Here is a 23,045-nt window from a genome sequence, read left to right on the forward strand (position 1 = left end):
TAGGGATTTGACTGATCTTCATTAATTAATTAATTAATTGAAGAAAGCCTTTGACTGTTGTCAGCGGATTTCGAATTTCATGACTGATGCTCGCTGCCAGGTGGCTGACGACCTGCATCTTTTCATATTTCATAGATTCCAGTTGAAGAATTACAGTGAGCCTGATCATCTCACAAAGGTAAAAAACAAGGAATGTGGATACCGTCAGAACAAATGAATAAATCGCAAATGCCAGGTAATCCTTGACATCAAAGAAAATCGAAGGAATTAAAAGACCCAGAATCGAATTGCAGAAAGAAAAGAGGGTAAGCCAGTATACTCTAAACCTCCAGGTCATTTCAGATAGCTTTGGAGACAGATAGTATATGGCAACACTAGATAAGATGGTTAAGATAATCGTGACAATCAATCCGTTTCCCATAAACGGGATTCTGACGGCAATCATCGTAATAGACAAACCCAGCAGGACCTTTCTTCCCCCGTGTATACCACCTATTAAAAAAAGGAATGAAACGCAAATCATAAAGGAACCCCATATGCAATTGGATTGAAAGCAACACACTTAGTATAATCAGCAACATATTGGTCATAAGAATTTGAAAAGGCCCCGTATGCGTTTTTCATACTTCGTTTTGATAAATGGTAAAAATTAACTAGCGAGACAGTGATCAGTATGACAAGGAGGTTGATCAGTAATCCGTTTAATAACGCTGAATGGTTCATCATGTATGCCTTCATAATTTTAGGTCTTTAATCGGATGCAGATGAGGTCCGTCCCTCTTATGGATTCACTTTAAACATCCCTGTCATATTCGGTGAGTAGTCTTTGAAATTATATTTTTCGTAGAACGCTTGATTTCCTTCTGAAGCGAATAGTCCCACGAAAGCCTTACTGGGGCCGTGTTCTTTGATGTAGCGCATCAACTCATCCATGATTTTCTTTCCGATTCCCTTAGATTGGTAGTCGGGATGGACCACCACGTCCTGAATGTAGAAATATATCGCACCGTCCCCTACGATCCTTCCCATCCCGATTACTTCATTCCTATCCTTTACCATGACAGAGTACACCGAATGAGCCAATGAGGTCTCGGCAACGTCAAAATTCATATATTCTTCCCATCCGACACTTGAACATAAGGTTACGTATTCTTCCAGGGTCGGGGTTGTATTGGGCATGATTTCATACTGTTTCATGGGGATCCTCCAATAATAGATATTTCTTACTATTCGATGTTTAATAGTTCGACAAAACGTCTCAAAAATCCTCCCAGGGGTGATCCAGTTGGCCCTTCTTTCGAGCTTTCAAAGTAAAAAACCGACTTCTGCTTCAACCAGAAATAGGGTACACCCTAAACCTTGGTTTAGGTCAAGGGTATTTTTTTTATAATAAAAAGGGACGGTTCCAAACAATAGAACCACCCCTTCACTTCCTCACGACACATTATCAATCGTCTTCCCGCCCATTTCAGCTTCCCTGCCAAACAGTCTCGAATACACTCCCGTTTGATTCAGAAGCAGATCCTCATGTTTTCCTTGTTCCACAATCCTTCCATCCTCCAGCACCACAATAGTATCAGCAGATAAAACCGTTGATAATCGATGGGAAACGATGATGATTGTTTGATTCTTCCCGGCTCTCATCACTGCTTCATTGATCTTGATTTCTGTGATCGGGTCCAGTGCCGAACTCGCTTCGTCAAGAATCAGGATCGGAGCGTCTTTTAAGAGTGCTCTAGCCAGAGATAACCGCTGTTTCTGCCCTCCTGAAAGCAGGCTTCCCCTCTCACCGACTGGGGTATTGAGTCCTTCAGGCAGGGTTTCGATGAGCTCGCTCAAGCCGCTATCCTCCAATGCTTTCAAGAGCTCTTCATCCGTTGCGTCACGCTTTCCTATGCGCAAGTTTTCTGCAAGTGTCCCGCTTCTGAGCATCACATCCTGGGTCACGATCGCCATTTGCGAACGGAGCCATGCTGTATCCCATTCCCGGATATCCCGGCCGTCGACTTCAATCCGTCCGACTCCCGTATCGTAGAGCTTAAATAGCAGATCGACTATCGTGGATTTCCCCGATCCACTCGGACCGACCAACGCCCATTTCTCCCCCGCACTGATGGAAAATGACACACCTTTTAACACATTTTCTTCTTTATCCGGGTAAGCAAACGCCACATCCTGGAGGCGGATGTTCCCGACTGCCCGTTCGCCACGCAAGCCTTCTGACACTTCAGCTTCAGAAGCTTCCTCAGAAAGCAGGATGTCAGAACGATCCAGTGCCGGCCCCGTCCGTCTGACTGAAAGCCAGTTCCGGAGCAGTTTCTGCATTTCATTCGCCGCGATGGTCACGAGTCCCCCGGCTGTCAGCATCTGTCCACTCGTCAGCCCCTGATTCCATATTAGTAACGTACTGATCAAATACACAAGACCTAAAGCAAATCCGTTATAGCTCGCAATCACCCCCACCGACTGCATCCTTGCTTTCAGTTCCTTTACAGAGTGTTGCACGAAGGTGTCCCGGATGGAAATGACACTGTCCACTTCACTTTCAGAGACACCCATCACACGTGACAGGTGAATCCCCGTCACCGATTCTCTTAATCTCTCCAGGTATCTCGACGCTTCTTTTCTTGCATCAGCAGAAGCAGACCGGGTCCTTGCCCCAACATAATTAGAAGTCCAATAGAAAATCACGCCGAGGACAACACTAGTAATCATCAAGTATGGATGAATCCAGAACAGCACCAGGCTGTAAATGAAGACCCCCTGCACGCTCGCCATGAACGTCGAGCCTTCCCAAGCCAGGAAATTATGGAGCGTATCCGGATCATCCGACACCCTCGCAAGCATTTCCCCCGTGGGATTATGATGATAGAACGAATACGGGACGATCTGCAGATGACGGAACAATCTGAGCTTCTGCCAATTCGTCACAGTCTTCGCGGTCTGATGACAGAAATATTCGTCGATCACCATCATGACCAGGTCCAGTACGGCTGATAAAATCAAGAGCCACATGAGCCCCCATAGCCAGTTATAGTTTTCATTCGGGATGATCGTATCCACCAGCCAGCTGAGGGCAAGGGTCGGGATCAGGGCCGAAAACACCTGGCTGATCGCAATGACGATTGAGTCTGCGATGACCCACTTTTTATAGGGACGAAGGAAGCTGAGCACCCTTCTTCCGTCACGATTCTTCACTTGGGTGGCCGTCATCCGATCATCTCCTTTTCCAGCTCGCTGTATTGGGCTTTGTATAATTCATAATACTTTCCTCGCATGAGGAGCAGCTCTTCATGGGTTCCTTTTTCCGCCACCACTCCCTGATCGAGGAGGATGATCACATCGGCATTTCTTACGGTCACGAGGCGGTGGGCGATCGTAATCGTCGTCCGGCCCGGGATCAGCTTCTCTAAGGATGCCTGCACCCGTTCTTCCGTTTCCCCGTCCAGGGAGGAAGTCGCTTCATCGAAGATCAGCACAGGCGGCTGTCTCAAGATCGCCCGGGCAAGGGCAACGCGCTGCCGTTGACCACCTGAGAGCTTCAAGCCCCGCTCCCCGACGACCGTTTCATACCGCTCCTCGAGGGAATCAATCAATTCTTTCAAGCCCGCCGCTACCACAGCCTGTTCCAATTCCTCCATGGTTGCATCGGGTTTTCCGTACAATAAATTTTGCCGGAGTGTGCTATTTAGAAGAAACGTTTCTTGAGACACTACCCCGACCTGCTGTCTGAAACTGTTCCGGTTGTATTCAAATAAGTTCTTATCATCAATAAGTATGGAACCCTGCTGAGGTTCATACAGTCCGAGTAAGAGTTGGACCAGTGTACTTTTTCCTCCTCCACTCGTTCCGACGATCCCAATGTGGTTCCCCTGACTCAGAGACAATGAAACTCCTTTCAAGACCTGCTTATCACTACCAGGATACGAGAACCATAGATTCTCCAAGTCAATCTTTCCTTTTACCTGGCCGAAAGAAGGAAGCTTCTCCCCATGTTCTTCTGGCAGATCAAAGTATTCGTAGATTCGTTTCAGGGCAGGAATCGCCTGCTGAATCGTCAAGGCATGCTCCGCCATGGACCTGACCGGCAGAAACATGATGGGGATGAAGCTCAGGCACGCAACGAGGGTTCCGACCGTGATCGTCCCATCCCAGATTGCCCATCCACCGATCAGCATCACGACACCAGGAGCCGCGATATTGAACAGGTTCCCCAGTCGCCAATTCACCTTCCCTATGAGGGCAGCCCGAATCGAGAACTGCTTCCAATCAGAGAGCTTCTTCTCCTGGGTACCGACTTCTACATCCTGCGTCTGGTAAGTCCGCACCAACCTCACACTCTCAATGCTTTCCTGCAGATGCTGATACATATCCGCACTCATCTCCCGCTGGACCGCGCTCATCTTTCGCATCTTCTTCCCCAATGTAAAAGAGGGAACGATATATATCGCAAATACGGCAAACATCACGATGGCAGCTGGCCAAAATAAAACAAACACCGCGGAAAAAGCCGCAATTGCACCTACAACCTGCTGTAGGATACGTGGAACAACCGTATTGTTCAGATTCTGGATCGACTCCACATCATGAGTAAGCCGGAAGAGCATATCTCCCCTCGGCGTCTTTGAAAAGAACGACATCGGAGTCCGGTGCAACTTTCTGAAGGCCCGGATCTGCATGTCTGTAATCACATCGAGACCGATCTTCACCTGAACATATTCCTGCATCGTCTCAAACAGGGACTTTCCTAAGTACGCACCGAGAATCCCGGCTACGACCCAGACTAAGAAATCCAAGTCCCCTCCCACGATCACATCATCCACCAACCGCTTCACAAGAATCGATGGCACGATCGTAAAGAGACCGCCTATGATGGCAAACACAAGAGCCACTACTAGCTTCCGCCAATAAGGCTTAAAATGATTTAATGTTGTTTTTAATAAGTTCATGATTGACCCCCTCACAAAATTTTATTTTATACCAATTTTTTATAATATTCACTATAATTCGAATAGAGTGAGGGGACCCTTCCATTATTATGTAGAGAACAGTTTCCCTTCCAAAGCATTCCTATATCGTTCTGCAGATCGTTGGACCGCATGATTGGCATCTTTTGCTATCACGCGATGAAAGGCATTATAAAGCTTATGGAAAGATAAAGGCTTTACTTTCTCTGCCATTTCCTTCACTTTACCTGCCGGCAGGGGAATGAGATTCGGATAGCTGTACATGAAGCTGACCCAATCCGTATCCGCCACGACCTGAATGATATCACCCGTCAACAGAATCCCTCCCTGCACCCAGTGAAGGACCGCTCCCCCTTTGAAATGCCCTCCAAGACGGTGCAGTGAAATCCCTTCGTTCAAGGTCAACTCTTCCCCGTCCCAGAACCGGATCCGCTCCCCGGGTTCCATGACCCAGGTCTGGTCATCCACATGAAGATAAACGTCCGCATCAAACCGTTCAGCCCACTCCAGCTGGGCAGAGTAATAATGCGGATGGGAAACCGCGATCGCATCGATGCCGCCTAACTCCTCAATGGTTTGGATCGTCTCCTCATCCAGATACGTCACACAGTCCCATAAAACATTATAGCCGCCAGTTGTAATCAAATAGGCCGTCTGCCCGATGCCGAACTTTGGTGTGGTGGTGATGCTGTAAAGTCCCGGTTCTTCTTGCAGAATGGTATTTTGATAGACTCCGCTCTCTGTCATTTCATCGAGAGTCGTAAAGCTTTGACCATCCGGATTGACATACTGCCGTTCTTCCTCACAAATGGGGCATCTTTCAGGTTCTTCATGACTCTTAGGGTATTGGGTTCCACATGTTGTACACACATATTTGTTCATCGTAAATCTCCTCCTCTTGTCGTCTCTTTATCTGATTTCATTATATTCCATTTTCTAGTAGTTCTCTTCCACCAAATGGTCAAATGTATTCTACGACTTTAGGAGGAGAGGGTTAATCCCCTGAATGGTCAATCAACAATAAAAAAAAGCTGAAGAATCACGCTCTTCAGCTCCTTTCATGATGTTCACTTTATCCCCTCTGCAAGCTCCCGCATGGAATTCAACTTCGCAGTCAGTTCCAAGAACCACTCTTCATCACCCGTTGCAAGCGCCAGGTCAATCAGGTACTGGATTTGTTCCTTATTTTTCACATTCGCAGCAGGTATCTTTTTCACCTGTTTGCTCAATAGGGGGATACTCTTGCCTTCAATGGTTTTATTATCACTTGTCACGACTTTAGCTTTTACGGTTTCTCCTTGGATATCAAGGTTTTCAATGTAACCGATGACTAATTCACCCGAATAGGATTTACCCTTGATCCAATCTCCCGTTTTTAAGATCGATTGATCGTTTGACATCATGCATATTCACCTTCTTATAAAAAATTCCAGCTTAACTGTAAAGTTATTTATTACATTTAAATCAAAAGAAAGCTATTTTCCAGCCTTCCTCTATTTTTCTTTATTGATCATATCGACAATATCTTTGATGGTGTATTGCTTTAAATAGTCCCCCAGTTGTTCTTCCGCACCCAGGAAAATGTGAAAGAGAACGCTCTTCATATTCGCCCCTACTACACACTCCTCGTTAGAGTCCGTGCATTTCGGCTGCAGTGAACCTTCAGAGGTGATTTTATAGATATCCCAAAGGTTGATTTCGCTTAACTCCCGGACAAAGATAAATCCGCCGCCCGTTCCTTCTTTTGAAGTAATAAACCCTTGTTTTTTTAACAAACTCAGGACTTTACGAATGCGGACTGGATGGACCCCTGCACTCTCTGAAATGGCATCGCTTGTCGACATGCGATCTGCCTTCAGTGCGAGGTACGTTAAACTGTGAATGGCTAAAGTAAAGTCACTATTCATGGCCTGCCTCCTAAATCAAAAGCTGCGATCTGATCCTTACTGTAATTTTACACATTACAGTTTAGGCAGTCAAGAACACAGATTAGGTTACTTCCTTCTAGTTGGCCATTTTTTGCAATTCTTTGTATGAAAAAGTACGAACCTTTCTCGGAAGGAAGCTGCGGATTTCTTCATCGTTATAACCAACCTGCAATCTCTTTTCATCCAGGATGATGGGTCTCTTCAGCATTTGCGGATTCTCTCTGATTAATGTATATAAATCCTGGAGCGGCAAGGAATCAATGTCTACGCTTAGTTCCTGGTAAGCCTTTGATTGAGTGGAAATAATATCTTCTGTTCCATTTTCCGTCAGGCGAAGAATCGATTTGATCTCGTCAGGTGTCAACGGTTCTGTCAGCATATTGCGTTCCACATATTCGATTGAATGTTCATCAAGCCAGGCTCTTGCTTTACGACAGGATGTGCAGCTTGGTGTCAGGTATAGATTGACCATTTAGTTACTCACTCCTTCTTAATTGTAATAAAAAAAGTAACAGTTACCATAAAAAAATTCTTTTTATCTGGATACACTGTAATATTAATATTTACAGTTTGAATTGTCAACTATCATTTTTATCAAAACAAAGAAACTTCCCCACTTCTGGAGAAATTCCCTTTAAGGTTAAGGCATTGAACTCACAGCAAAATAAATTCCCACGGTCATGACCATTAAAACCACCATCCACCAATTGGATATAACCAATACCCTTCTTATTATCGTGGCTTTATCCAGCTGTCTTTGAATGATAAAACCTAAAGCTACCGACGCAATCCAGAGTATCATTCCAACCATTGAAAACAAGTACCCTGAGTTCATGATCCACAGAAAAAAGATGATGATATGCAGTAGGATGATAACGAATGACGATTTTTTCAAACCTATCTCTCCTGACTTCATTCGTACTGCGGGGTGGTAAGTTGACCCGATCCAACTTGAACCGAACCGTTCCCCTTCACCCGCTTCAACATCGCCACGATCAGAAAGCTGACAATCACCAATAAGAGCCATGAGCTCACCTTCCCCAGATGAACGAGACTCCAGGCATCGGTTTGATTTGGATATTCCCAGGCACCAAAGAACGTGGCGATGTTTTCGGCAATCCATATGAAAAATCCGATGAGGACAAATGAAAGGGCAAGTGGCATGCGGTAACGGATTCCTCCCACTTCGTACAGGACCCTGGTTTGCCAAAAGACGATCAGAACGAGTCCCGATAACCACCAGCGAACATCGATCCAGTAATGGTGGGTGAAAAAATTCAAATATATCGCAGCAGCCAGTGGAAAAACGACCAAAAACGGTGGCCACTTCACCAGTTCCACTTTAAGCCTCCTCCACGCCTGACAAAGATAACTCGCCACACTTGCGTACATGAATCCGCTGTACAAAGGCACCCCGAACACTTTGGAATACCCTTCCCCGGGATAAGACCACGAGCCCATATGGACCTTGAAAAGTTCCAGGGCAAGCCCGATCAGGTGAAACAAGGTGATCACCTTGAGTTCATCCCGTGTTTCAAGCCCGGCACGCAGCATTCCCCACTGCATCAGGAGGCAGATGAGGAGCAGCCAGTCATACCGCGGTAGTAGTGGAAGCGGGATGATTTGTGTCAAAGCCAAAGAGGCAAAAATAACGACCGGGAACAAACAGGACAGGGCCTGCTCCCAACCAAAACGAACGAGTTGTTTTAATGCTCTCATGATTTTGCCTCCAAACCCTGTGTTTATTGAATGTCTTCGTCACTTTTGTATTCTAAAAGATCTCCAGGCTGACACTCCAATGCCTTACAAATCGCCTCTAAAGTGGATAATCGAACCGCTTTTGCCTTTCCATTTTTCAATATAGAAAGGTTCGCCATCGTGATTCCAACCCTCTCCGATAGCTCTGTCACACTCATTTTCCTTTTTGCCAACATCACATCAATATTAATAATAATCGCCATATTTTCACCTCAGACCGTTAAGTCATTTTCTGATTTTATTTCAATGGCATTTTTTAATAGCTTTTGAAGAACTGCCGCAAACACCGCAATCACAAGTGGGGCGAAAATAAACATCATTCCAATCACGATGACCCCGGGAGCGTCGTCTATCTCTCCCATGAGAAAGAAGAGAGGCATTCCGGCCACATACAAGGTTGTGATGGTGGTTGCACAATATTTTATATTCTTTAAAGCCTTGACCGATAATTCCGAGAACGCGTTGTTCTTGTCAATATAGCTTAATAGCCTAATCGCCTGATACAAGGCAACGAAAAACGGGATCGCCGATACATACATCACGACTAAGATACCATTTATCAAATATGCCAGCTCCGAACCAGCCGCATCCTTCGCTAACCAGGGCAACCCGAATACACATAAAGCAAGAACCGGGGTTCCTATAAGAAAAACAGCTATTTTCAAAAAGAGTGTTTCTCGTTTCATCAAAAGCACCTCGCTTATTAAAATCCAATTTTATCTTAATACATAATTTATCGTTTTGCAATAAAAACTTATCGATATTAAGTTTATTATTAGTGTATTAGACAATATAAAAAGCATTCCTTATGAGAAAGAAATGCTTTAATGCAAGCTACTTCAAACGGTTAGATAAGATTTCCTTATGGCTATGTGACCATTTTATCAAGTCAAAGTTGCCCTTTCTTATGAGACCTTTTATGGTTTTCACTTCATTCCATACCAGATCGTAAAGAGGCTTATCAATGTTTCCTTTCAATAATGCATCTTCAAGCTCATCCGCATCCTTTTCAATGATTTCTCCCGTTGGTAATAAGACAATATCTAGGAATAAATCGTCCATCCAGGGAATATCATTATCTATTCCATTGCAAAGGCAAATATCGATATACGATTGAACGATATTACCACCTGCATCAAACATCGTCGTTACTGAATGATTCTTATTGTTTGGAAATTGCTGCAGCCACATATAACCATCATCCACAATACACACACTCTTTTCCCCATAACGAACAGATAATGGTTCCGTTACTTTTATTGTATTCAATAAAGTGATATAGCCCTTATATTCCCCGTTATCGAGATACGTCTGTACATATTTTCGTTTGATCACTCGTTTCCAATCCGCACGGTTTCCATATTTTCTTTTAAGCATCATGATCCCTCAAACCTTTTTCTATTTATGTCCTCGTGCAATCAGTCCCATGACCTATTCTTCCGATAACCTTTCCGCCAAATATGCAAAGGTATGAGATTCCCCGCAAAGCGCTTCTACACGTTGCTTCCAGGAATAAAGCTGGTTCGGCTCAATGAATTTCGTCAGAAGCTCATGAAAAACGTCCTTATTTCCGTAAGGGCTCTTGATCTTGAACTTGTGGCGAATCATGTCCCTCATGGCTAAGGCAATGTTATAATCCTGAAAAAAAGCAGGATTCTCCACATAGAACATCATGTTCGCCGGATGACCCGCTTCTCCCTTATAGCCAAAGACAAACGTATAGCAGTCATTTGCTATTTCTTGAAAGCTTCGATCAGGACGTTGATATAATTCATATTCCACTAAACTAAAATAGTGATTGATCCTCACCATCTTCAAGTCCATGAGTTGTTGGATTTCATTCATTTGTACATAGTCAACTTCATAAAGATCAAATTTTTTCATAAGAAAGGCCTGATCTGTGATGATCGTTTGAAAAAGTTCTGCCACCCCTTCGGCTGCGATACTTGAATAGAATCGATACAGCTCCGGATATTTGTAGGAGGCATAATGGCCGTCGATGGCATGTCCCAGCTCATGGATGCCCGACAGGAAAGCAGAATAGGAATTACGTTTACTGACGACCAGTTTCAGTTCATTAGGATTGATGTTGAGGCAAAAGCCACCATATGGAATATCCAGGCTCTCGATGGAAATAGGCATTTCATCGATCGATTTCCCCAGACTGTCTACAACATCACCCAATACCTCCTTCATACGGTTTGAATGGAATGAATCATTTTGGATCTGATGGAAATGGAATGTTGAAAAATATTGGTCGTAATAATGGAGGGTATCCCATCCGAATTTTTCTTTTATCCTCTTTTCCCATTGGGTTGATACTGTTTTCGTTCTTTCAAGCAGTGCATTCATTTCTCCCAAATAAGAATCCATGTCCACTTCTTTCAGGCTGCATTTAAAGTGATAATAGTCGGAGTAACCGAGACTTACCGCAAGCTCGTTCCGTTTGATGACTAACGATCGAAACAGATCCTCATTCTCTTCCCCACTCTTCTGAGCTTCAAGAAAAAGCTTCCTGCGAAACACACGGTCAGGATTTTCTAGAATATTGGAATGGACCGAGCCGAGATTATATTCTTTTCCATCAACCATAAACGTACTATCCATAAGGCTTGCTTGCAGTCTTTGTTGAATCTTTGTAAGCTCCGGATGGCTTTCAAGTGCCTCCTGCCTCATCCTCAATAAGAAAACATGGAGTCTTCTGTGCCATATAGGGTCCTCACGGAGCGAATCTTTCCAGGATGACAACGTCTGTATGATTGCCAGGTCCGTCATCAACTCATGCTTGATTCTTTGGATTTCAGCGATTCGACCACTCTCTATCCCTTCCGCATACATCTTATAATATAAGCGTTCTTCCTCTTGATAAAGTTCGTCGAGTTTATGGATTTCTTCGTCATAGGCTTGTTTCCATTCATCTGCGTTTGTTATGTGATTAAGACGGTTGAAGTTTAGCATCATGATCATCTCTTTCGAAAATTATTTCAGTCTCTTTATTAACTGGTATATCCAGCAAACTCCTTTGTTTATGCTTCTACATTTAAGTGAAACATCCTGCTATTTTTTATCTCTATTAACTGGAAGAAGAGTAGATATAAAAACCTCTTACATGTGCTCAAGAGGTACTGTTAACAGAAAGATGATCAAAAAATTCAGAAGTTTCCTTCAAGCACGATAAAGACGGAATTAAAATTTATATTAATATTTATAATACGAACAATCTTGCAAATGAAGGCGGCAATGCCGGAGTAGAACAAACCGCATCGGAAGGGTCGCAGAACCTGACTGGAAAAGATGGGGAGAATGCAAGCCAAGGCGGACAGATCGCAGATAAAGGTGGTCAAAATGCCAACCAGTTTGGACAGGTTGTTAGAGATGGCGGAGAGAATACAATAGAAGATGCAGATAATGAGCCTGGCTAGTTAGAAAGAACGTATCCAGCTTTCGATGTTTTATTGTGCCGCTTTTCTAATAATTAAGCATCCGTGTCTAATTCCCGTTAGACCTTTACATGCTTTGCCCATCCAGGTGCCCCATGCAAGTGGCTGAATCGCTTCCCGTGAATAAAAAGAGACGGGGAATTTCACGCCCCGTCATCCCCACCATCTCCATCCCCATCGCTATCTCCATCATCAAAATAATCATTCACCTTTTCTATTAAGCTATTATCTTTCCCCTCGTCTTCACCCAGTTTAGACGAATGAAGGAAACTCTCTAATGTAAGGACTTGAACAGCCTGTTGCTTGTACCTGGTCATAAAGTAGAAACAGATAATAAAAATAAGGATAATAAGCACGATGAAAGCAGGTATCATTACATTATTCAAAATGGTCACACCCCCTTATGCTCCTTTCTTATGAGTATGAGAGGATTGGAGTTTACATGACAAGCCCAGCTGCTTGACTCATTATTTAATTTTCCCCCTTGCTATGAAACGCGTTTCATACATTAGGCTAAAAAGGAGGATCTGATTGGCGTAACGCAATTCCTGCGGCGTGACAATCATAGATGCTTATCGGAAGTGTTCATATATCTTGAACACTTCCCCTTCCTCTCAACCTGACAATCTATGCTACGATAGGGATAATAAGAAGGGGGATGAATGCACATGTCCATGTTCAATAAAGTGATTGCGAGTATTGGGATTGGTTCCGCCACAGTTGATACAAAGGTGAAGCGGGCCTATATTCAGCAGGGTGAGCTGCTCGAGGGAGTCGTCGAGGTGAAGGGCGGGAATACGGATCAGCGAATCGAATCGATCGATTTGAAGCTGATGACGATGTTCGGTCATGAAGGCGGAGATCGACTGTCACCTGTCGTCGTGGAAGTCCACCAGCTCAATGAGCCCTTCACTATTTCCAAGGGGGAAAAGAAGCACATTCCATTCTCATTCAAGGTCCCTCTGGATACGCCGATCACGATGATACACCCTGAAACGCAGAAGAATGTTCCACCGGTCTGGATTGATACGGGTATCGATATCAAGAATGCTGTTGACCCAAAGGACAGGGATTATGTATCCGTCGACCCGACAACCGTACATGAAAATATTATAGATGCCATCAAGGTCATCGGGTTTAAATTCAAGCAGATGGAAAGTCAGAACACCCCGGCATGGGTGAAAACGAATCGTCCTTTCGTGCAGCAATATGAATTCACTCCATCCTTCGGCAAGTATAGCCGGAAGCTCGACGAACTAGAAGTCTATATTCTTCAGGGCGATCATGAAACCACCATCTATTTCGAAATCGACAAACGCAGCAAAGGATCGATGGCTGTGTTGAAAGAAAAGTTCAACCTGGATGAACATAGAGGAAGCGTGACACTCGATAACCAGGAGATCCTGCTTAAGAGAAGCCGTGTGAGTGATGTGTTTGAAGAGATTATTGATGAGGTTCTTTGACAAAGACAAAAGACATTAACAAAACTACTAAATAAACGATCAGGTGCTATCAATACCTGATCGTTTATTTCTATTGACTTGAAATTCTAAGATGTTTCCTCCCTTACCGATACCCATTTACCTCTATTAAATGAAAAGAAGATCATCATGACTCCCAAAGTGGCACAAATCCCATACATGAACGAATAAGATGAGAGGTCAGCGAGCGGTCCCATCAGCACCCCACCTAGGGAGACTCCTAAGTCGGCCGTAGCAATGAAGAGCCCCAGAAGGACATTCCGTTCCACTTTCGGAAGAACAAAAGATAAATACGTGGTGAGCGTTGGATAAATCAGCGCCTGTGCCATTCCGACCCCGACAGCCCCCACATAGAATGGGACGCTGCCGAACGATTGGGAGAAGCTGATGCATAGGGCTGCCAGTGCAAGAAGAAGCACGGTCCCCATAACAAAGGGGGCATGCCATTTGCCGTCAGATGGAATATGTTTTCTCAAGGTGAAACGTGCAAACACAACGGTTGAAGCCTGCAGCAAGAGGAATATTCCGGCACTTCCACTCTCCATCTGTAATGCGTATAGAGGGATGAAGGTAGTGATGGCCCCGAATATGATGGAAGAACCAAGCATCAGCACGCTGCATCGGAACAGGAAAGGATTTTTCACCAGTTGAGTGAAGGAGGCAAGCATCTTTTCCCCCTTCCCCTCTATTTCCGGTACCGGTTCATCTTCTTTCGTTTCCAACTTGGCGCTGTACCCAAATAAGCCCGTCACAACGGCAAGCCCGATCATGACATAACCGAATGAATCCATCCCTTCCTGCCAGATTCCGATGGCCAGTAGCGGACCAAGAATTCCTGGAATGTAAGAAAATAAAGAATAAAGCGAGATGCCTTGCGACCGGTCTTTCTCAGGCAGTGCATCAATGATGCCGATCTGCATGGCCATGGAAAAGAAGGCCGTCGCCACCCCCTGCAGCATCCTGGCCACTAGATAACCTCCGAGTCCTGAAATGGCATACAGGGCGAGGGCAAGCCCGTTCAGGATCAGGATGATGCGCAGGATCCGAGTCGGTCCATGTTTTTGAATGATCTGACCAGCCCACGGCCGGAAGAACATCGTTGTAAATAGATACGCCCCCATCACCAGGCCGATCGTCGTGTTGCTTGCTCCCCACTCTTTTCCTTGAAGGGGGATGAGCACATTCAGGATGGCATTGGAACTGAAATAACAAAGGACTACCAGATAAAGTCGTAAGAATGGCCAAGATAATGCTCCATTCACTGTATATCGCCTCCTGACATCTTGGTGATTTCCGGGACTAAAACGTGATTAGTGCCCGCAACAGCTGTTTCGCATAATCGGATTGAACATCCTTTAAGCGTTCCGTTTCCACCATTTCTTCCACCTGTCCGTTGCGAAAGATGAGGATGCTGTCGCAGATATAGGCGGCAGCCTGAATATCATGGGTGATGAACACATAGGTCATGCTATGTGTTTCTTTCAGTTCCCTTAACAGATTCAACACCTGTAATTGAACCGACACATCAAGGGAACTGATGGCTTCATCAAAGAGTATGCAGTCGGGCTCCGTGGAGATCGCTCTTGCGATGCACACCCTTTGAATCTCTCCACCGGACAATTCATGGGGATATTTATGCTTGTATGTACGTGGCAATCCTACTTCACTCAGCAGTCCGTCGACCTTTATGGCCTTCTGATCCACTGATATCTTCTGTAGCTCGAGTGGCTCAAGGATGGCTTGCTCTACCGTGAAAAATGGATTGATGGAGGATTTGTAATCCTGGAACACCGCGCTGATCTTCCCGATTCGGCGGTTCCTCTCCGATACATTGACCCCATTAAAGGTGACGGTTCCCCTGTCCGGCTTTTCAATCCCGATCAAGAGCCGGCCAAGTGTCGATTTACCGCTTCCGCTTTCCCCGATGATGCCCAGGCATTCTCCTCCCTTCACTTCAAAGCTGACATCGGTCAGCACTTGCTTCCTCTCTTTCGAAAAGAGGCCTCCACGTTGATATGATTTGTTCACATGATTAACGTTCAGCATATTAAGGACTCCCCATTTGACTGTTAAAATGGTGACTCAACGATTTCCGGGTAGATACCAGGTATTTCGTATACTCTTTTTCCGGCTCTGTGAAAACCGATTGAGCCTTTCCCCGTTCAATGATCCTGCCGTCCTTCATCACCAATAGATCATCGGCTATGTGACGGACTACTCCCAAATCATGTGAGACGAAGATCATGGAGCACCCCATCCTTTCCCGTAACCCGATCAGCTGATTCACCACTTCATACTGGGTAATGGAATCAAGTGCTGTCGTCGGCTCATCGGCTATGATTAGATCAGGTTCGAGGATAAGGGCAAGGGCAATCATGATCCTCTGGAGCATACCTCCCGATAATTGATGAGGATATTTATTGAGCACTTCGTCAGGATTCTTGATCATGACGCTTTCAATGGCGAGTTTCAGCTTTCGTTCCGTTTCCCTTTTAGACCAGTTGAAATGTTCCGCTGTAGCCTGACGTAGATGAACGCCTATGACACGTGATGGATCAAATGCGGTCATCCCATTCTGCATGATCATATACATCTGCTTGCCCCGTTTCTTTCTCATCCCTTTTTTCGAAAGGGTAAGGAGATCTTCCCCTTTAAAAAGGACGGTACCGGTTTCTTTCAGCCATGGTTGGTTCAACCTCATCAACGACCGGCATGTTAGGGATTTACCACTTCCGCTTTCCCCGACTATGGCGAGTGTCCTCCCCTTCTTCACGTGGAAGGAGCTATCCTTCACAAGCCATTCGTCCGTCTTTTCATCGACGATGGACAGGCCGTTAACCTCGAGAATATTCATTTTGTTTCAGCCACCTCTTTTCTTGATCCGGGGTTGATAAGTGACAGGCTTTTCCTCCTGGGAACCCTTGTACCCCGGCTCCTTGGATCCAAAGCAACCTGCAGGGAATCCGAGAGAAAATTGAAGGCCATCACAATGAAGATGATGGCGAAACCGGGTGCCAATAATAGCTCCGGCCTTGTAAACATCACCGAGCGGGCTTCGCTCAGCATCATCCCCCACTCCGCAGTAGGGGCCTGGACCCCCAATCCGAGAAAGGAAAAGCCTGAAATCTGCAGAATCATCGAGGAAATCGAACTGCTGGAAATGACCGCGATATCGGCAAACGTCACGGGCAGGATATGCTTGAGCATGATTCTGCCGTGACCCACCCCGATGGCCTTTGCATACCTCACATAGTCAGATTCGGCAAATTGTCTGACCGAAGTCCGGATAACACGGGCAAACCACGCCCACTTAGTGACAATAAAGGCAATCAGTATATTTTCAAGCCCGACCCCAAGTACACCGATAATGGCAAGGGCCATGACATATCCCGGAAATGACAGCATGATATCACAGACTCTCATCAAAAACGCATCCACTCTTCCCCCGAAATACCCCGACAAGAAACCGACGATCGCCCCGATCATCACGGAAATGACCAGTGCGAGCAAGACCCACAAGACACTCGGCCGGATACCGAAAAGGATCCTAGACAATATGCAGCGTCCCAAATGGTCATTCCCTAACAGATAATCCCATGATGGGGGTGCATAACGTAAGCCCATATCGACTTCCACAGGATCATGTGGAGCAATGAATGGCGCAAACAGACCACACAGGAGGGTCAAGAAAATGAAGATCAACGATACCATCGCCAGCTTATCATGACGTAAATTCCTTAACTGTCTCATTTAATGATCATTCCTTACTTTAGGATTCACAGCGGCATTCAAGATGTCAGAAATGGCATTGAACATCACGAATGCCACCGCCACGATCAGTACATACGCCTGAACGACTGGAAAGTCCCTGCTGACAATGGATCTGATACTCAAACTTCCTACTCCCGGCCAGGCAAACACGCTTTCCACGACAACCGTACTCCCTAATATGATCGGTACCGCCATACAGAAGACCGAAATGGCGACCTGCAGGGAGTTGCGTATGATACGGACAGTGACGCCCCATTCCTTCAATCCGCATGCCCTGGCATAAAGTACATAATCCTCACTTAATTGACTGAGCATCGAGCTTCGAACGACCCGGAAGTATATCCCCGCATAGCTGATGGTAATGACCAGGACGGGGAGGATGTAACTTGTATAGGAGTCCATACCATTCGTCGGAAATAGATCGAGCTTCACGGAAAAATACCAGATCAATAAAGATGCCAGTAAGTAGGAAGGCATGGCCGTCAAGAAGAACGAGATACCCCTGACAAACTGATCCACCGCTTTGTCCTGATGCAATGCACAAATCACTCCAAGAAGAACGGACAGAACCATGACCGCAACGGAGGAAATGAGCGTCAACTTCACTGTATTGATCAAAGCGGGTCCAAGGAGCGACCATACCGGCTGTCCCGTGACAAAAGATGTTCCAAAGTCCAACCGGAGACTGTCCATCAGCCAATCCCCGTACTGAAAGAGGAAGGGCCGGTCAAATCCGAACTCCTTCCTCGTCTCTTCCATCAGTTCATCCGTAATGACAGGTACCCCCTGGGACTTGAGGACGACCTCAGCCGGATCCATGGGGGATAAACTCATCAATACGAACGTTATAAATGAAATAATCAATAGGACCGGAATCGATACCAATAGTCTTCTAATGATGTATCGTATCAAGACAAACCTCCTCTCGGGAATCCAAGGTACCGACTTCCCTTTTCATTATTGGAGTCTCATCTGTTCGAATGGCAGCTCAAACTGTGTTTGTTTGAATGTCAGCCCCTTTAAACCTTTAGGAGCCACAACCGTCATCCGCCCATTCGATATCGGAATAAATACAGCTTCATCATGAGCGATCGTCAAAATATCCTTATAGAGGGATTTCCTCTTCCCTTCGTCCGTTGTCACCATCACTTCTTCGATTTTGCTATAAAGTTCATCCGCCTGCCTGATGCCTTTGGTTGTATGAAGGTAAGAAGCATCGGAAGTGAAGGCCGCGATCGTACTGACCGGATCATACGCGAGCCCCCATGTTTGATTAAATAACAATTCATATTCACCGGTTGATCGTCTATTCGCGATGGATGTGGATTCCTCACCGACGATTTCAAGACTTGCGCCAATTTTTTTCAATGAGCTTTGGATGAATTCAGCCTCTGTTTTTTGAGAAGGTGAATTGACGTCATAATAGAGCTTCATGGCCAAAGGACGTCCATCCTTTTCACGAACCCCATCATCACCGGACATCCAGCCATTTTCATCTAACAACTTTTTAGCTTTATTGACATCGAAGTCTCTCTTCTCAAGGTCAATATCTGCATAAAGGACATTGGATGAAAATAAGGTATGGGCCTCTGTTTCCGTCCCTTCCAAAATATCTTCTGAGATCGTCTTCCGATCAATGGCGTACCAAATCGCTTCACGAACCGCCGTCTCCGTAACGGGACTATCCGTTTTGCTGCTATTGGCGACGATCATCTTCGTATTCATCGCCTCACTTCTTTCGACCTGGTGATCTCCTGTTTCGACCAGCTGGTTCATCGCTTCCACATTCAGGCTGTCTGCACCGCGATCATCTGTGAAGGCAAAGTTGACCTCCCCTTTTTGTAAAGCCAGGAATGTCGTCTCCCCTGCTGGAAGCACCTTCGCTGTAATTTCCTTAATGGAAGGGGTCCCTCCCCAGTAGTCTTCGTTTGCTTCGAACCTGGCGAACTCGTCTACCTTATGTTCCCCAAGCATATAGGGTCCGGTGCCGTGATAACCATTCACACCGTCCTTTGTTTCCCCACTCTTGAAGTCATTGGGTGATAGGAACACATATGGCCTTGTCATCGAAAGCTCTGTCAAGGCAGGATAATAGGGTTCAGTCAGGGCCAGTTCCACCGTATGCCCGTCAACGATCCGAACCTCATCGATTTTAGTAGAAAGCTTGATCCACGCATGCTTATCCGCATTCCGCTGTACCGCTTCAATGTTCTTCTTCACTGCTTCGGCATTGAACGGCTCCCCATCATGGAAGGTGACACCTTGCCTGAGGTGAAATGTATACACCTTGCCGTCATCTGAAATCTCCCAGGACTTAGCAAGCAGCGGCTTGATGCCATCCTCTGTATTTTCAACCAATGATTCATACACTTTCCCCTGGGCAGCCATAGACCCTGTGTATAAATGTGGGTTCATATCATTGATATCCTTGGCCGTCGCATAAACCAGTTCATTCTTATCTGCGTCCTGTTCACCTGCTGTTTTCGCTCCGCAGGCAGTGAGGATCATCATCAAAAGAAACATTACGCTTAATGTCCATCTCTTCTTCATCCTATTTTTCTCTCCTTTTGTACTCTCTCTGTAAAACAAAATCATTACGATTTAATTTTTGTAACCAATTCTTTTCCCATCTCACTAGTAATCCTCGTTAGATCCTCTTCGAAGCTTCGAATGGAAAAGGCCTCGGAAAGCTTTTGATCATGATGGACTTTTGCGACTTCTGTCAGCTTGTCCTCATAGATCCCGATCAGCTTGTCCATGGTAGGGCTCGGTACTTCCAGGAATCGTGCAATCCCCTGAATGATCTTGATCCGGTAATAATCTTCCTTAGGCATTCTCGGGATATCCAGCTCTCCCTCTACATTCCTGTACATCTTCCTGATCGGTACGGCCGAGAAATCGAAATACCTTCCTGCCTCGTCAGGAGTGGAAAATGGATCGATCAACAGTGAGGTATAGCGTATGTAAAGTAAATACTCCTGGTGGATTCTATCCAGCTGTTCAAACCCTTCGATGTCACTCCTTGATAAGCTTTCCAATCTTATTGGATAGTTATCGTCCGTCATGAATCGAAGTAGGTTGAGTGGCTTGATATTCACTCTTTTCAGGATTTCCATCATTTCCTGCCATTGGGCAATCATATCCCGGATCAGATGCTGGGTGATCGGTCCTTCGGGATACAACTTATACACATATTTCATGGAAAGTCCCTCGTTGAATATCTCCTGCAGTGTCACATCATTCATAAAGAGCGGAGGATGGACATAGAGGGAAATATTGCGTGTTTCTGCTTCTAATGGGGATTCAGTCTGCACTAAGTCTACCCCGAGCTCATGCCCTAGCGAAATCAGGCTTTGAACCGTCTTCGATTGACGATGGGTCGATCCGATATAGAGCTTCTTCTTCACCGCCGTCGTAATGATATGGTGAGAAGGAGCCCGCTCCATCCACCTCGTATCACCTAAATAAGTGGAGAGGCTGATGATTTCCGCCTCGGGTTGAACGTCAGCCAGATCATGCTTCACAAGACTATTGGATCCGAAAGTCGGTGAAACCAATACAATCGACCGGACGCCTTTGAATACTTCCCTCGGAATAGTGTGGAGCACGTCCAGATAGGCGTCTGTAGTGACGGCCAATACGACGGCATCCCACTCTCCCCTTATCGTGTCGAGACCGTGGTACACATGATCAATCAGGCATTCACCTTCTAATCTCTCATTCTGGTGATTTTGAACGGCCACCCGAATGTGATTTCCATTCTTCTCTAACGAATGGAAAAATGATTCCGACCGGACGGAATTCCTCCCTGCGAGCCCCATCTCGCATCCCATATGGTTCTTTACGATCATACAAAGTTGCAGCGAAGCGGGTCCCGTGCCAATGACCAACACCCGTTTACCCTTTTTCATCGATTACCCTCCTGACTTGTAGCGGGACGAATTTTTTCATAGAGTAAGATATCAAATATTTGCTGGGGACGCAGACTGTTTTCTGCTATTCTCCACTTCTCCTTATCTACTTCACGGGAAGGAAAGTTGAAGAGGGATTTCAGTCCATCCCCGTATCTCATCGACACAACAACCTCTTCATTTGTCAACTCATATAATTGATTCATGATGTCATATTTCACTTCAACCGTCGAACTGAAGATGATATGGGTCACTTCCTTGAGATCTCTAAGCTGTTCCACAAACGAAAGTTCCAGTGCTATATTTAAATCCCCGCCTAACCGATTCACAACCTGCCTTCCCAGGGTGACCGCCTCTTCGTCAATGTCGATCCCAATCACCTTTGCACCAGTGCGCCCCGCAATAAGGAGCGGTGTCATCGGAAAAGAACCAGAGCCGACAAGGAGTACAGTCGATTCCCCTGTCACCTGAAACTGCCCGAACTCCTCTTCTATGCTGGACTCAATGTTTTGAAAGTAGTCTGCTATCTCTTCTTCACCCCTCAGTAGCTTCCGGGCCCGGTGCTTCTCCATCTTGGCCACGGATAGGGCGGATAGATTTCTTAACTGATCTACCAGGTGTGTATCCGCTACCTGATCCCACCTCTTTATGTACTCTTCATTAAGAACGAAGCGTGAATACTCGTTGATTAATTCTTCTAATGCCACAGCCTCCTCTTCCATAAGGCTACTCTCTTGATTGGCTTCATCAAATCGTTCCAAATAAATCTTCAGATCCTCTTCAAAGGTCTTACTCGCCTTCATCATATAACCTCCTCTATCTTGTGTATAAATGCTTTCCCTTCGGCCACAATCCCGACAGTGCCTTCAATCCTGACCGAGTTAATGGACCCTGCATCCCAATCTGCGGTTACATGCATTTCCCCTCCAGGCTGTTTAACTTCCAGCGAGATGCAGCGCTTTTGCTTCCATGCGAGATAAGCACCCAATGATCCGGTCCCCGATCCGCATCCCCGTTCCCACATCATGCTGTTCACATCCGGTACATGGATGAGGGGGGCAAGTTCGTGGGTTTCAGGATCATAGAGCAAAACACCAACCAGATTGGCCTCATAGGAGGAGTTGATCAATCGTGCCAGAGTTTCTGCCGATCGGCGTAATGAAGAGTCCAACTGTCCCGCTTCCAATACAGCGTGAACCGCCTCCTGATAATAGATCATCGTAACGGGAAGTTCTTCTCCATCCACCACCCACATTTGCTTATTGATCCTTGCGGGAATAGGCATTTTCATGCTGCAACGGTACAAACCCACCTCACTCTTCACATCACACCGGACCAACTCGTCGGTGCCTGAGACTTCTATCAGGATGGTTGTCGAATAACCGAGGGGCAGCGCCTTTCCCGAAGTAATGAGGGCAGCCAATGACATGCAGGCATTCCCACAGAATTCTCCCCCGGCCATCTGCAGGCTGGAATCTGCACCCGCTTTCTTTGACTCTTCAATGAAGCCCACCTGTTCAGCATATAAACTGTCATATGCCATAAGCTTTGACGCAATCTGATGATATTCTTCCTTGAGGTGTTTGGTCTTTACAAGTACCGTCATATTCTCCGTCGGGTTGAATTTAATAAACTCGATCTCCTGCATCATTTCGATCCCTCTGCTTCTTTTGATAATGAGATACTGAAAGGACAAATCATTCATTCGTAACCATTACGATTTATTATGTAAAAAATATATGAAGTTATGATTAAAACGTAATAGTTACGATTTACCTTTATTATGCTA

At 45.6% G+C, this 23,045-nt stretch carries 25 protein-coding genes; 1 reads left to right on the top strand and 24 read right to left on the bottom strand.

Annotation, left to right across the window (positions count from 1 at the left end):
- Positions 1-25 precede the first annotated feature (25 nt).
- From RSX31_RS19905 to RSX31_RS19975, 15 genes are all read right to left on the bottom strand, one after another.
- Positions 26-523, bottom strand: a complete 498-nt coding sequence (locus tag RSX31_RS19905) for a histidine kinase dimerization/phospho-acceptor domain-containing protein (RefSeq protein WP_315635772.1) — start codon at positions 521-523, stop codon at positions 26-28.
- A gap of 257 nt (positions 524-780) precedes the next feature.
- Positions 781-1,197 carry a GNAT family N-acetyltransferase gene (locus tag RSX31_RS19910; protein WP_315635773.1) on the bottom strand — a complete coding sequence of 139 codons (417 nt, stop codon included), beginning with the start codon at positions 1,195-1,197 and terminating at the stop codon, positions 781-783.
- A gap of 237 nt (positions 1,198-1,434) precedes the next feature.
- On the bottom strand, positions 1,435-3,213 hold the full coding sequence (locus RSX31_RS19915; protein ID WP_315635774.1) for an ABC transporter ATP-binding protein: 1,779 nt from the start codon (positions 3,211-3,213) through the stop codon (positions 1,435-1,437).
- Positions 3,210-4,949: an ABC transporter ATP-binding protein gene (locus RSX31_RS19920; RefSeq protein WP_315635775.1), complete on the bottom strand. Its 1,740-nt coding sequence runs from the start codon at positions 4,947-4,949 to the stop codon at positions 3,210-3,212. Before RSX31_RS19920 ends, RSX31_RS19915 begins: the two co-directional genes overlap by 4 nt.
- An 87-nt stretch (positions 4,950-5,036) precedes the next feature.
- On the bottom strand, positions 5,037-5,849 hold the full coding sequence (locus RSX31_RS19925) for an MBL fold metallo-hydrolase (RefSeq protein ID WP_315635776.1): 813 nt from the start codon (positions 5,847-5,849) through the stop codon (positions 5,037-5,039).
- Positions 5,850-6,034: 185 nt separating this feature from the next.
- Positions 6,035-6,370, bottom strand: coding sequence for an IDEAL domain-containing protein (locus RSX31_RS19930; protein ID WP_148967864.1), 336 nt, complete (start codon positions 6,368-6,370; stop codon positions 6,035-6,037).
- A 90-nt stretch (positions 6,371-6,460) separates the two neighbouring features.
- Positions 6,461-6,874, bottom strand: coding sequence for an RrF2 family transcriptional regulator (locus tag RSX31_RS19935; protein ID WP_148994548.1), 414 nt, complete (start codon positions 6,872-6,874; stop codon positions 6,461-6,463).
- A 97-nt stretch (positions 6,875-6,971) separates the two neighbouring features.
- On the bottom strand, positions 6,972-7,367 hold the full coding sequence (gene spxA / locus RSX31_RS19940) for a transcriptional regulator SpxA (RefSeq protein WP_148994549.1): 396 nt from the start codon (positions 7,365-7,367) through the stop codon (positions 6,972-6,974).
- A 168-nt stretch (positions 7,368-7,535) separates the two neighbouring features.
- Positions 7,536-7,790 carry a hypothetical protein gene (locus RSX31_RS19945; protein ID WP_315635777.1) on the bottom strand — a complete coding sequence of 85 codons (255 nt, stop codon included), beginning with the start codon at positions 7,788-7,790 and terminating at the stop codon, positions 7,536-7,538.
- 17 nt (positions 7,791-7,807) lie between these two features.
- The gene (locus tag RSX31_RS19950; protein ID WP_315635778.1) at positions 7,808-8,614 is read right to left on the bottom strand and encodes a DUF817 domain-containing protein; all 807 of its coding nucleotides are present in this window, start codon (positions 8,612-8,614) and stop codon (positions 7,808-7,810) included.
- A gap of 23 nt (positions 8,615-8,637) precedes the next feature.
- Complete coding sequence (locus RSX31_RS19955) at positions 8,638-8,856, bottom strand: helix-turn-helix domain-containing protein (RefSeq protein ID WP_315635779.1); 219 nt, start codon at positions 8,854-8,856, stop codon at positions 8,638-8,640.
- A 9-nt stretch (positions 8,857-8,865) separates the two neighbouring features.
- A complete protein-coding gene (locus RSX31_RS19960) occupies positions 8,866-9,342 on the bottom strand; it encodes a DUF2975 domain-containing protein (protein ID WP_315635780.1) in 477 nt (158 codons plus the stop codon).
- A gap of 145 nt (positions 9,343-9,487) precedes the next feature.
- Positions 9,488-10,030, bottom strand: coding sequence for a DUF402 domain-containing protein (locus tag RSX31_RS19965; RefSeq protein WP_148995142.1), 543 nt, complete (start codon positions 10,028-10,030; stop codon positions 9,488-9,490).
- Positions 10,031-10,084: 54 nt separating this feature from the next.
- A complete protein-coding gene (locus tag RSX31_RS19970; RefSeq protein WP_315635781.1) occupies positions 10,085-11,611 on the bottom strand; it encodes a hypothetical protein in 1,527 nt (508 codons plus the stop codon).
- A gap of 625 nt (positions 11,612-12,236) precedes the next feature.
- Positions 12,237-12,479 (bottom strand): hypothetical protein, encoded by a 243-nt coding sequence (locus RSX31_RS19975; protein ID WP_315635782.1) that lies wholly within the window; start codon positions 12,477-12,479, stop codon positions 12,237-12,239.
- Positions 12,480-12,761: 282 nt separating this feature from the next.
- Here RSX31_RS19975 and RSX31_RS19980 point away from each other — a divergent pair, with 282 nt between their 5' ends.
- Positions 12,762-13,556: a sporulation protein gene (locus tag RSX31_RS19980; RefSeq protein ID WP_315635783.1), complete on the top strand. Its 795-nt coding sequence runs from the start codon at positions 12,762-12,764 to the stop codon at positions 13,554-13,556.
- 86 nt (positions 13,557-13,642) lie between these two features.
- Here RSX31_RS19980 and cntE read toward each other — a convergent pair whose 3' ends face one another.
- The 9 genes from cntE to RSX31_RS20025 are packed head-to-tail and all read right to left on the bottom strand — an operon-like array spanning position 13,643 to position 22,907.
- On the bottom strand, positions 13,643-14,836 hold the full coding sequence (gene cntE / locus RSX31_RS19985; RefSeq protein ID WP_315635784.1) for a staphylopine family metallophore export MFS transporter CntE: 1,194 nt from the start codon (positions 14,834-14,836) through the stop codon (positions 13,643-13,645).
- Positions 14,837-14,873: 37 nt separating this feature from the next.
- Entirely contained in the window at positions 14,874-15,620 is a 747-nt protein-coding gene (locus RSX31_RS19990) for an ABC transporter ATP-binding protein (protein WP_315635785.1), read from the bottom strand.
- A gap of 1 nt (position 15,621) precedes the next feature.
- Positions 15,622-16,428 carry a staphylopine uptake ABC transporter ATP-binding protein CntD gene (gene cntD / locus RSX31_RS19995; protein ID WP_315635786.1) on the bottom strand — a complete coding sequence of 269 codons (807 nt, stop codon included), beginning with the start codon at positions 16,426-16,428 and terminating at the stop codon, positions 15,622-15,624.
- On the bottom strand, positions 16,425-17,324 hold the full coding sequence (cntC, locus tag RSX31_RS20000) for a staphylopine uptake ABC transporter permease subunit CntC (protein WP_315635787.1): 900 nt from the start codon (positions 17,322-17,324) through the stop codon (positions 16,425-16,427). Before cntC ends, cntD begins: the two co-directional genes overlap by 4 nt.
- On the bottom strand, positions 17,325-18,257 hold the full coding sequence (gene opp1B, locus RSX31_RS20005; protein ID WP_315635788.1) for a nickel/cobalt ABC transporter permease: 933 nt from the start codon (positions 18,255-18,257) through the stop codon (positions 17,325-17,327).
- A gap of 45 nt (positions 18,258-18,302) precedes the next feature.
- On the bottom strand, positions 18,303-19,895 hold the full coding sequence (gene cntA / locus RSX31_RS20010; RefSeq protein ID WP_397548114.1) for a staphylopine-dependent metal ABC transporter substrate-binding lipoprotein: 1,593 nt from the start codon (positions 19,893-19,895) through the stop codon (positions 18,303-18,305).
- Positions 19,896-19,939: 44 nt separating this feature from the next.
- Complete coding sequence (locus tag RSX31_RS20015) at positions 19,940-21,256, bottom strand: opine metallophore biosynthesis dehydrogenase (protein WP_315635789.1); 1,317 nt, start codon at positions 21,254-21,256, stop codon at positions 19,940-19,942.
- Entirely contained in the window at positions 21,253-22,059 is an 807-nt protein-coding gene (locus tag RSX31_RS20020; RefSeq protein WP_315635790.1) for a class I SAM-dependent methyltransferase, read from the bottom strand. The genes RSX31_RS20015 and RSX31_RS20020 overlap by 4 nt, the downstream gene beginning before the upstream one ends.
- A complete protein-coding gene (locus RSX31_RS20025) occupies positions 22,059-22,907 on the bottom strand; it encodes a diaminopimelate epimerase (protein WP_315635791.1) in 849 nt (282 codons plus the stop codon). The genes RSX31_RS20020 and RSX31_RS20025 overlap by 1 nt, the downstream gene beginning before the upstream one ends.
- Positions 22,908-23,045 lie beyond the last annotated feature (138 nt).

It is taken from the genome of Rossellomorea yichunensis, from assembly GCF_032337515.1.
Classification (GTDB): domain Bacteria; phylum Bacillota; class Bacilli; order Bacillales; family Bacillaceae_B; genus Rossellomorea; species Rossellomorea yichunensis.

Bases quoted from the DNA above. Each gene is read 5' to 3' on its own strand.
- RSX31_RS19955 (WP_315635779.1), bottom strand. From the start codon at position 8,856: ATGGCGATTATTATTAATATTGATGTGATGTTGGCAAAAAGGAAAATG.
- RSX31_RS19915 (WP_315635774.1), bottom strand. From the start codon at position 3,213: ATGACGGCCACCCAAGTGAAGAATCGTGACGGAAGAAGGGTGCTCAGC.
- RSX31_RS19910 (WP_315635773.1), bottom strand. From the start codon at position 1,197: ATGAAACAGTATGAAATCATGCCCAATACAACCCCGACCCTGGAAGAA.
- RSX31_RS19950 (WP_315635778.1), bottom strand. From the start codon at position 8,614: ATGAGAGCATTAAAACAACTCGTTCGTTTTGGTTGGGAGCAGGCCCTG.
- cntC (WP_315635787.1), bottom strand. From the start codon at position 17,324: ATGAGACAGTTAAGGAATTTACGTCATGATAAGCTGGCGATGGTATCG.
- RSX31_RS19905 (WP_315635772.1), bottom strand. From the start codon at position 523: ATGATTTGCGTTTCATTCCTTTTTTTAATAGGTGGTATACACGGGGGA.
- RSX31_RS19925 (WP_315635776.1), bottom strand. From the start codon at position 5,849: ATGAACAAATATGTGTGTACAACATGTGGAACCCAATACCCTAAGAGT.
- spxA (WP_148994549.1), bottom strand. From the start codon at position 7,367: ATGGTCAATCTATACCTGACACCAAGCTGCACATCCTGTCGTAAAGCA.
- cntD (WP_315635786.1), bottom strand. From the start codon at position 16,428: ATGAATATTCTCGAGGTTAACGGCCTGTCCATCGTCGATGAAAAGACG.
- RSX31_RS19980 (WP_315635783.1), top strand. From the start codon at position 12,762: ATGTCCATGTTCAATAAAGTGATTGCGAGTATTGGGATTGGTTCCGCC.
- RSX31_RS19990 (WP_315635785.1), bottom strand. From the start codon at position 15,620: ATGCTGAACGTTAATCATGTGAACAAATCATATCAACGTGGAGGCCTC.
- RSX31_RS19930 (WP_148967864.1), bottom strand. From the start codon at position 6,370: ATGATGTCAAACGATCAATCGATCTTAAAAACGGGAGATTGGATCAAG.
- RSX31_RS19970 (WP_315635781.1), bottom strand. From the start codon at position 11,611: ATGCTAAACTTCAACCGTCTTAATCACATAACAAACGCAGATGAATGG.
- RSX31_RS20020 (WP_315635790.1), bottom strand. From the start codon at position 22,059: ATGAAGGCGAGTAAGACCTTTGAAGAGGATCTGAAGATTTATTTGGAA.
- RSX31_RS19920 (WP_315635775.1), bottom strand. From the start codon at position 4,949: ATGAACTTATTAAAAACAACATTAAATCATTTTAAGCCTTATTGGCGG.
- RSX31_RS20015 (WP_315635789.1), bottom strand. From the start codon at position 21,256: ATGAAAAAGGGTAAACGGGTGTTGGTCATTGGCACGGGACCCGCTTCG.
- RSX31_RS19935 (WP_148994548.1), bottom strand. From the start codon at position 6,874: ATGAATAGTGACTTTACTTTAGCCATTCACAGTTTAACGTACCTCGCA.
- cntA (WP_397548114.1), bottom strand. From the start codon at position 19,895: ATGAAGAAGAGATGGACATTAAGCGTAATGTTTCTTTTGATGATGATC.
- RSX31_RS20025 (WP_315635791.1), bottom strand. From the start codon at position 22,907: ATGATGCAGGAGATCGAGTTTATTAAATTCAACCCGACGGAGAATATG.
- RSX31_RS19965 (WP_148995142.1), bottom strand. From the start codon at position 10,030: ATGCTTAAAAGAAAATATGGAAACCGTGCGGATTGGAAACGAGTGATC.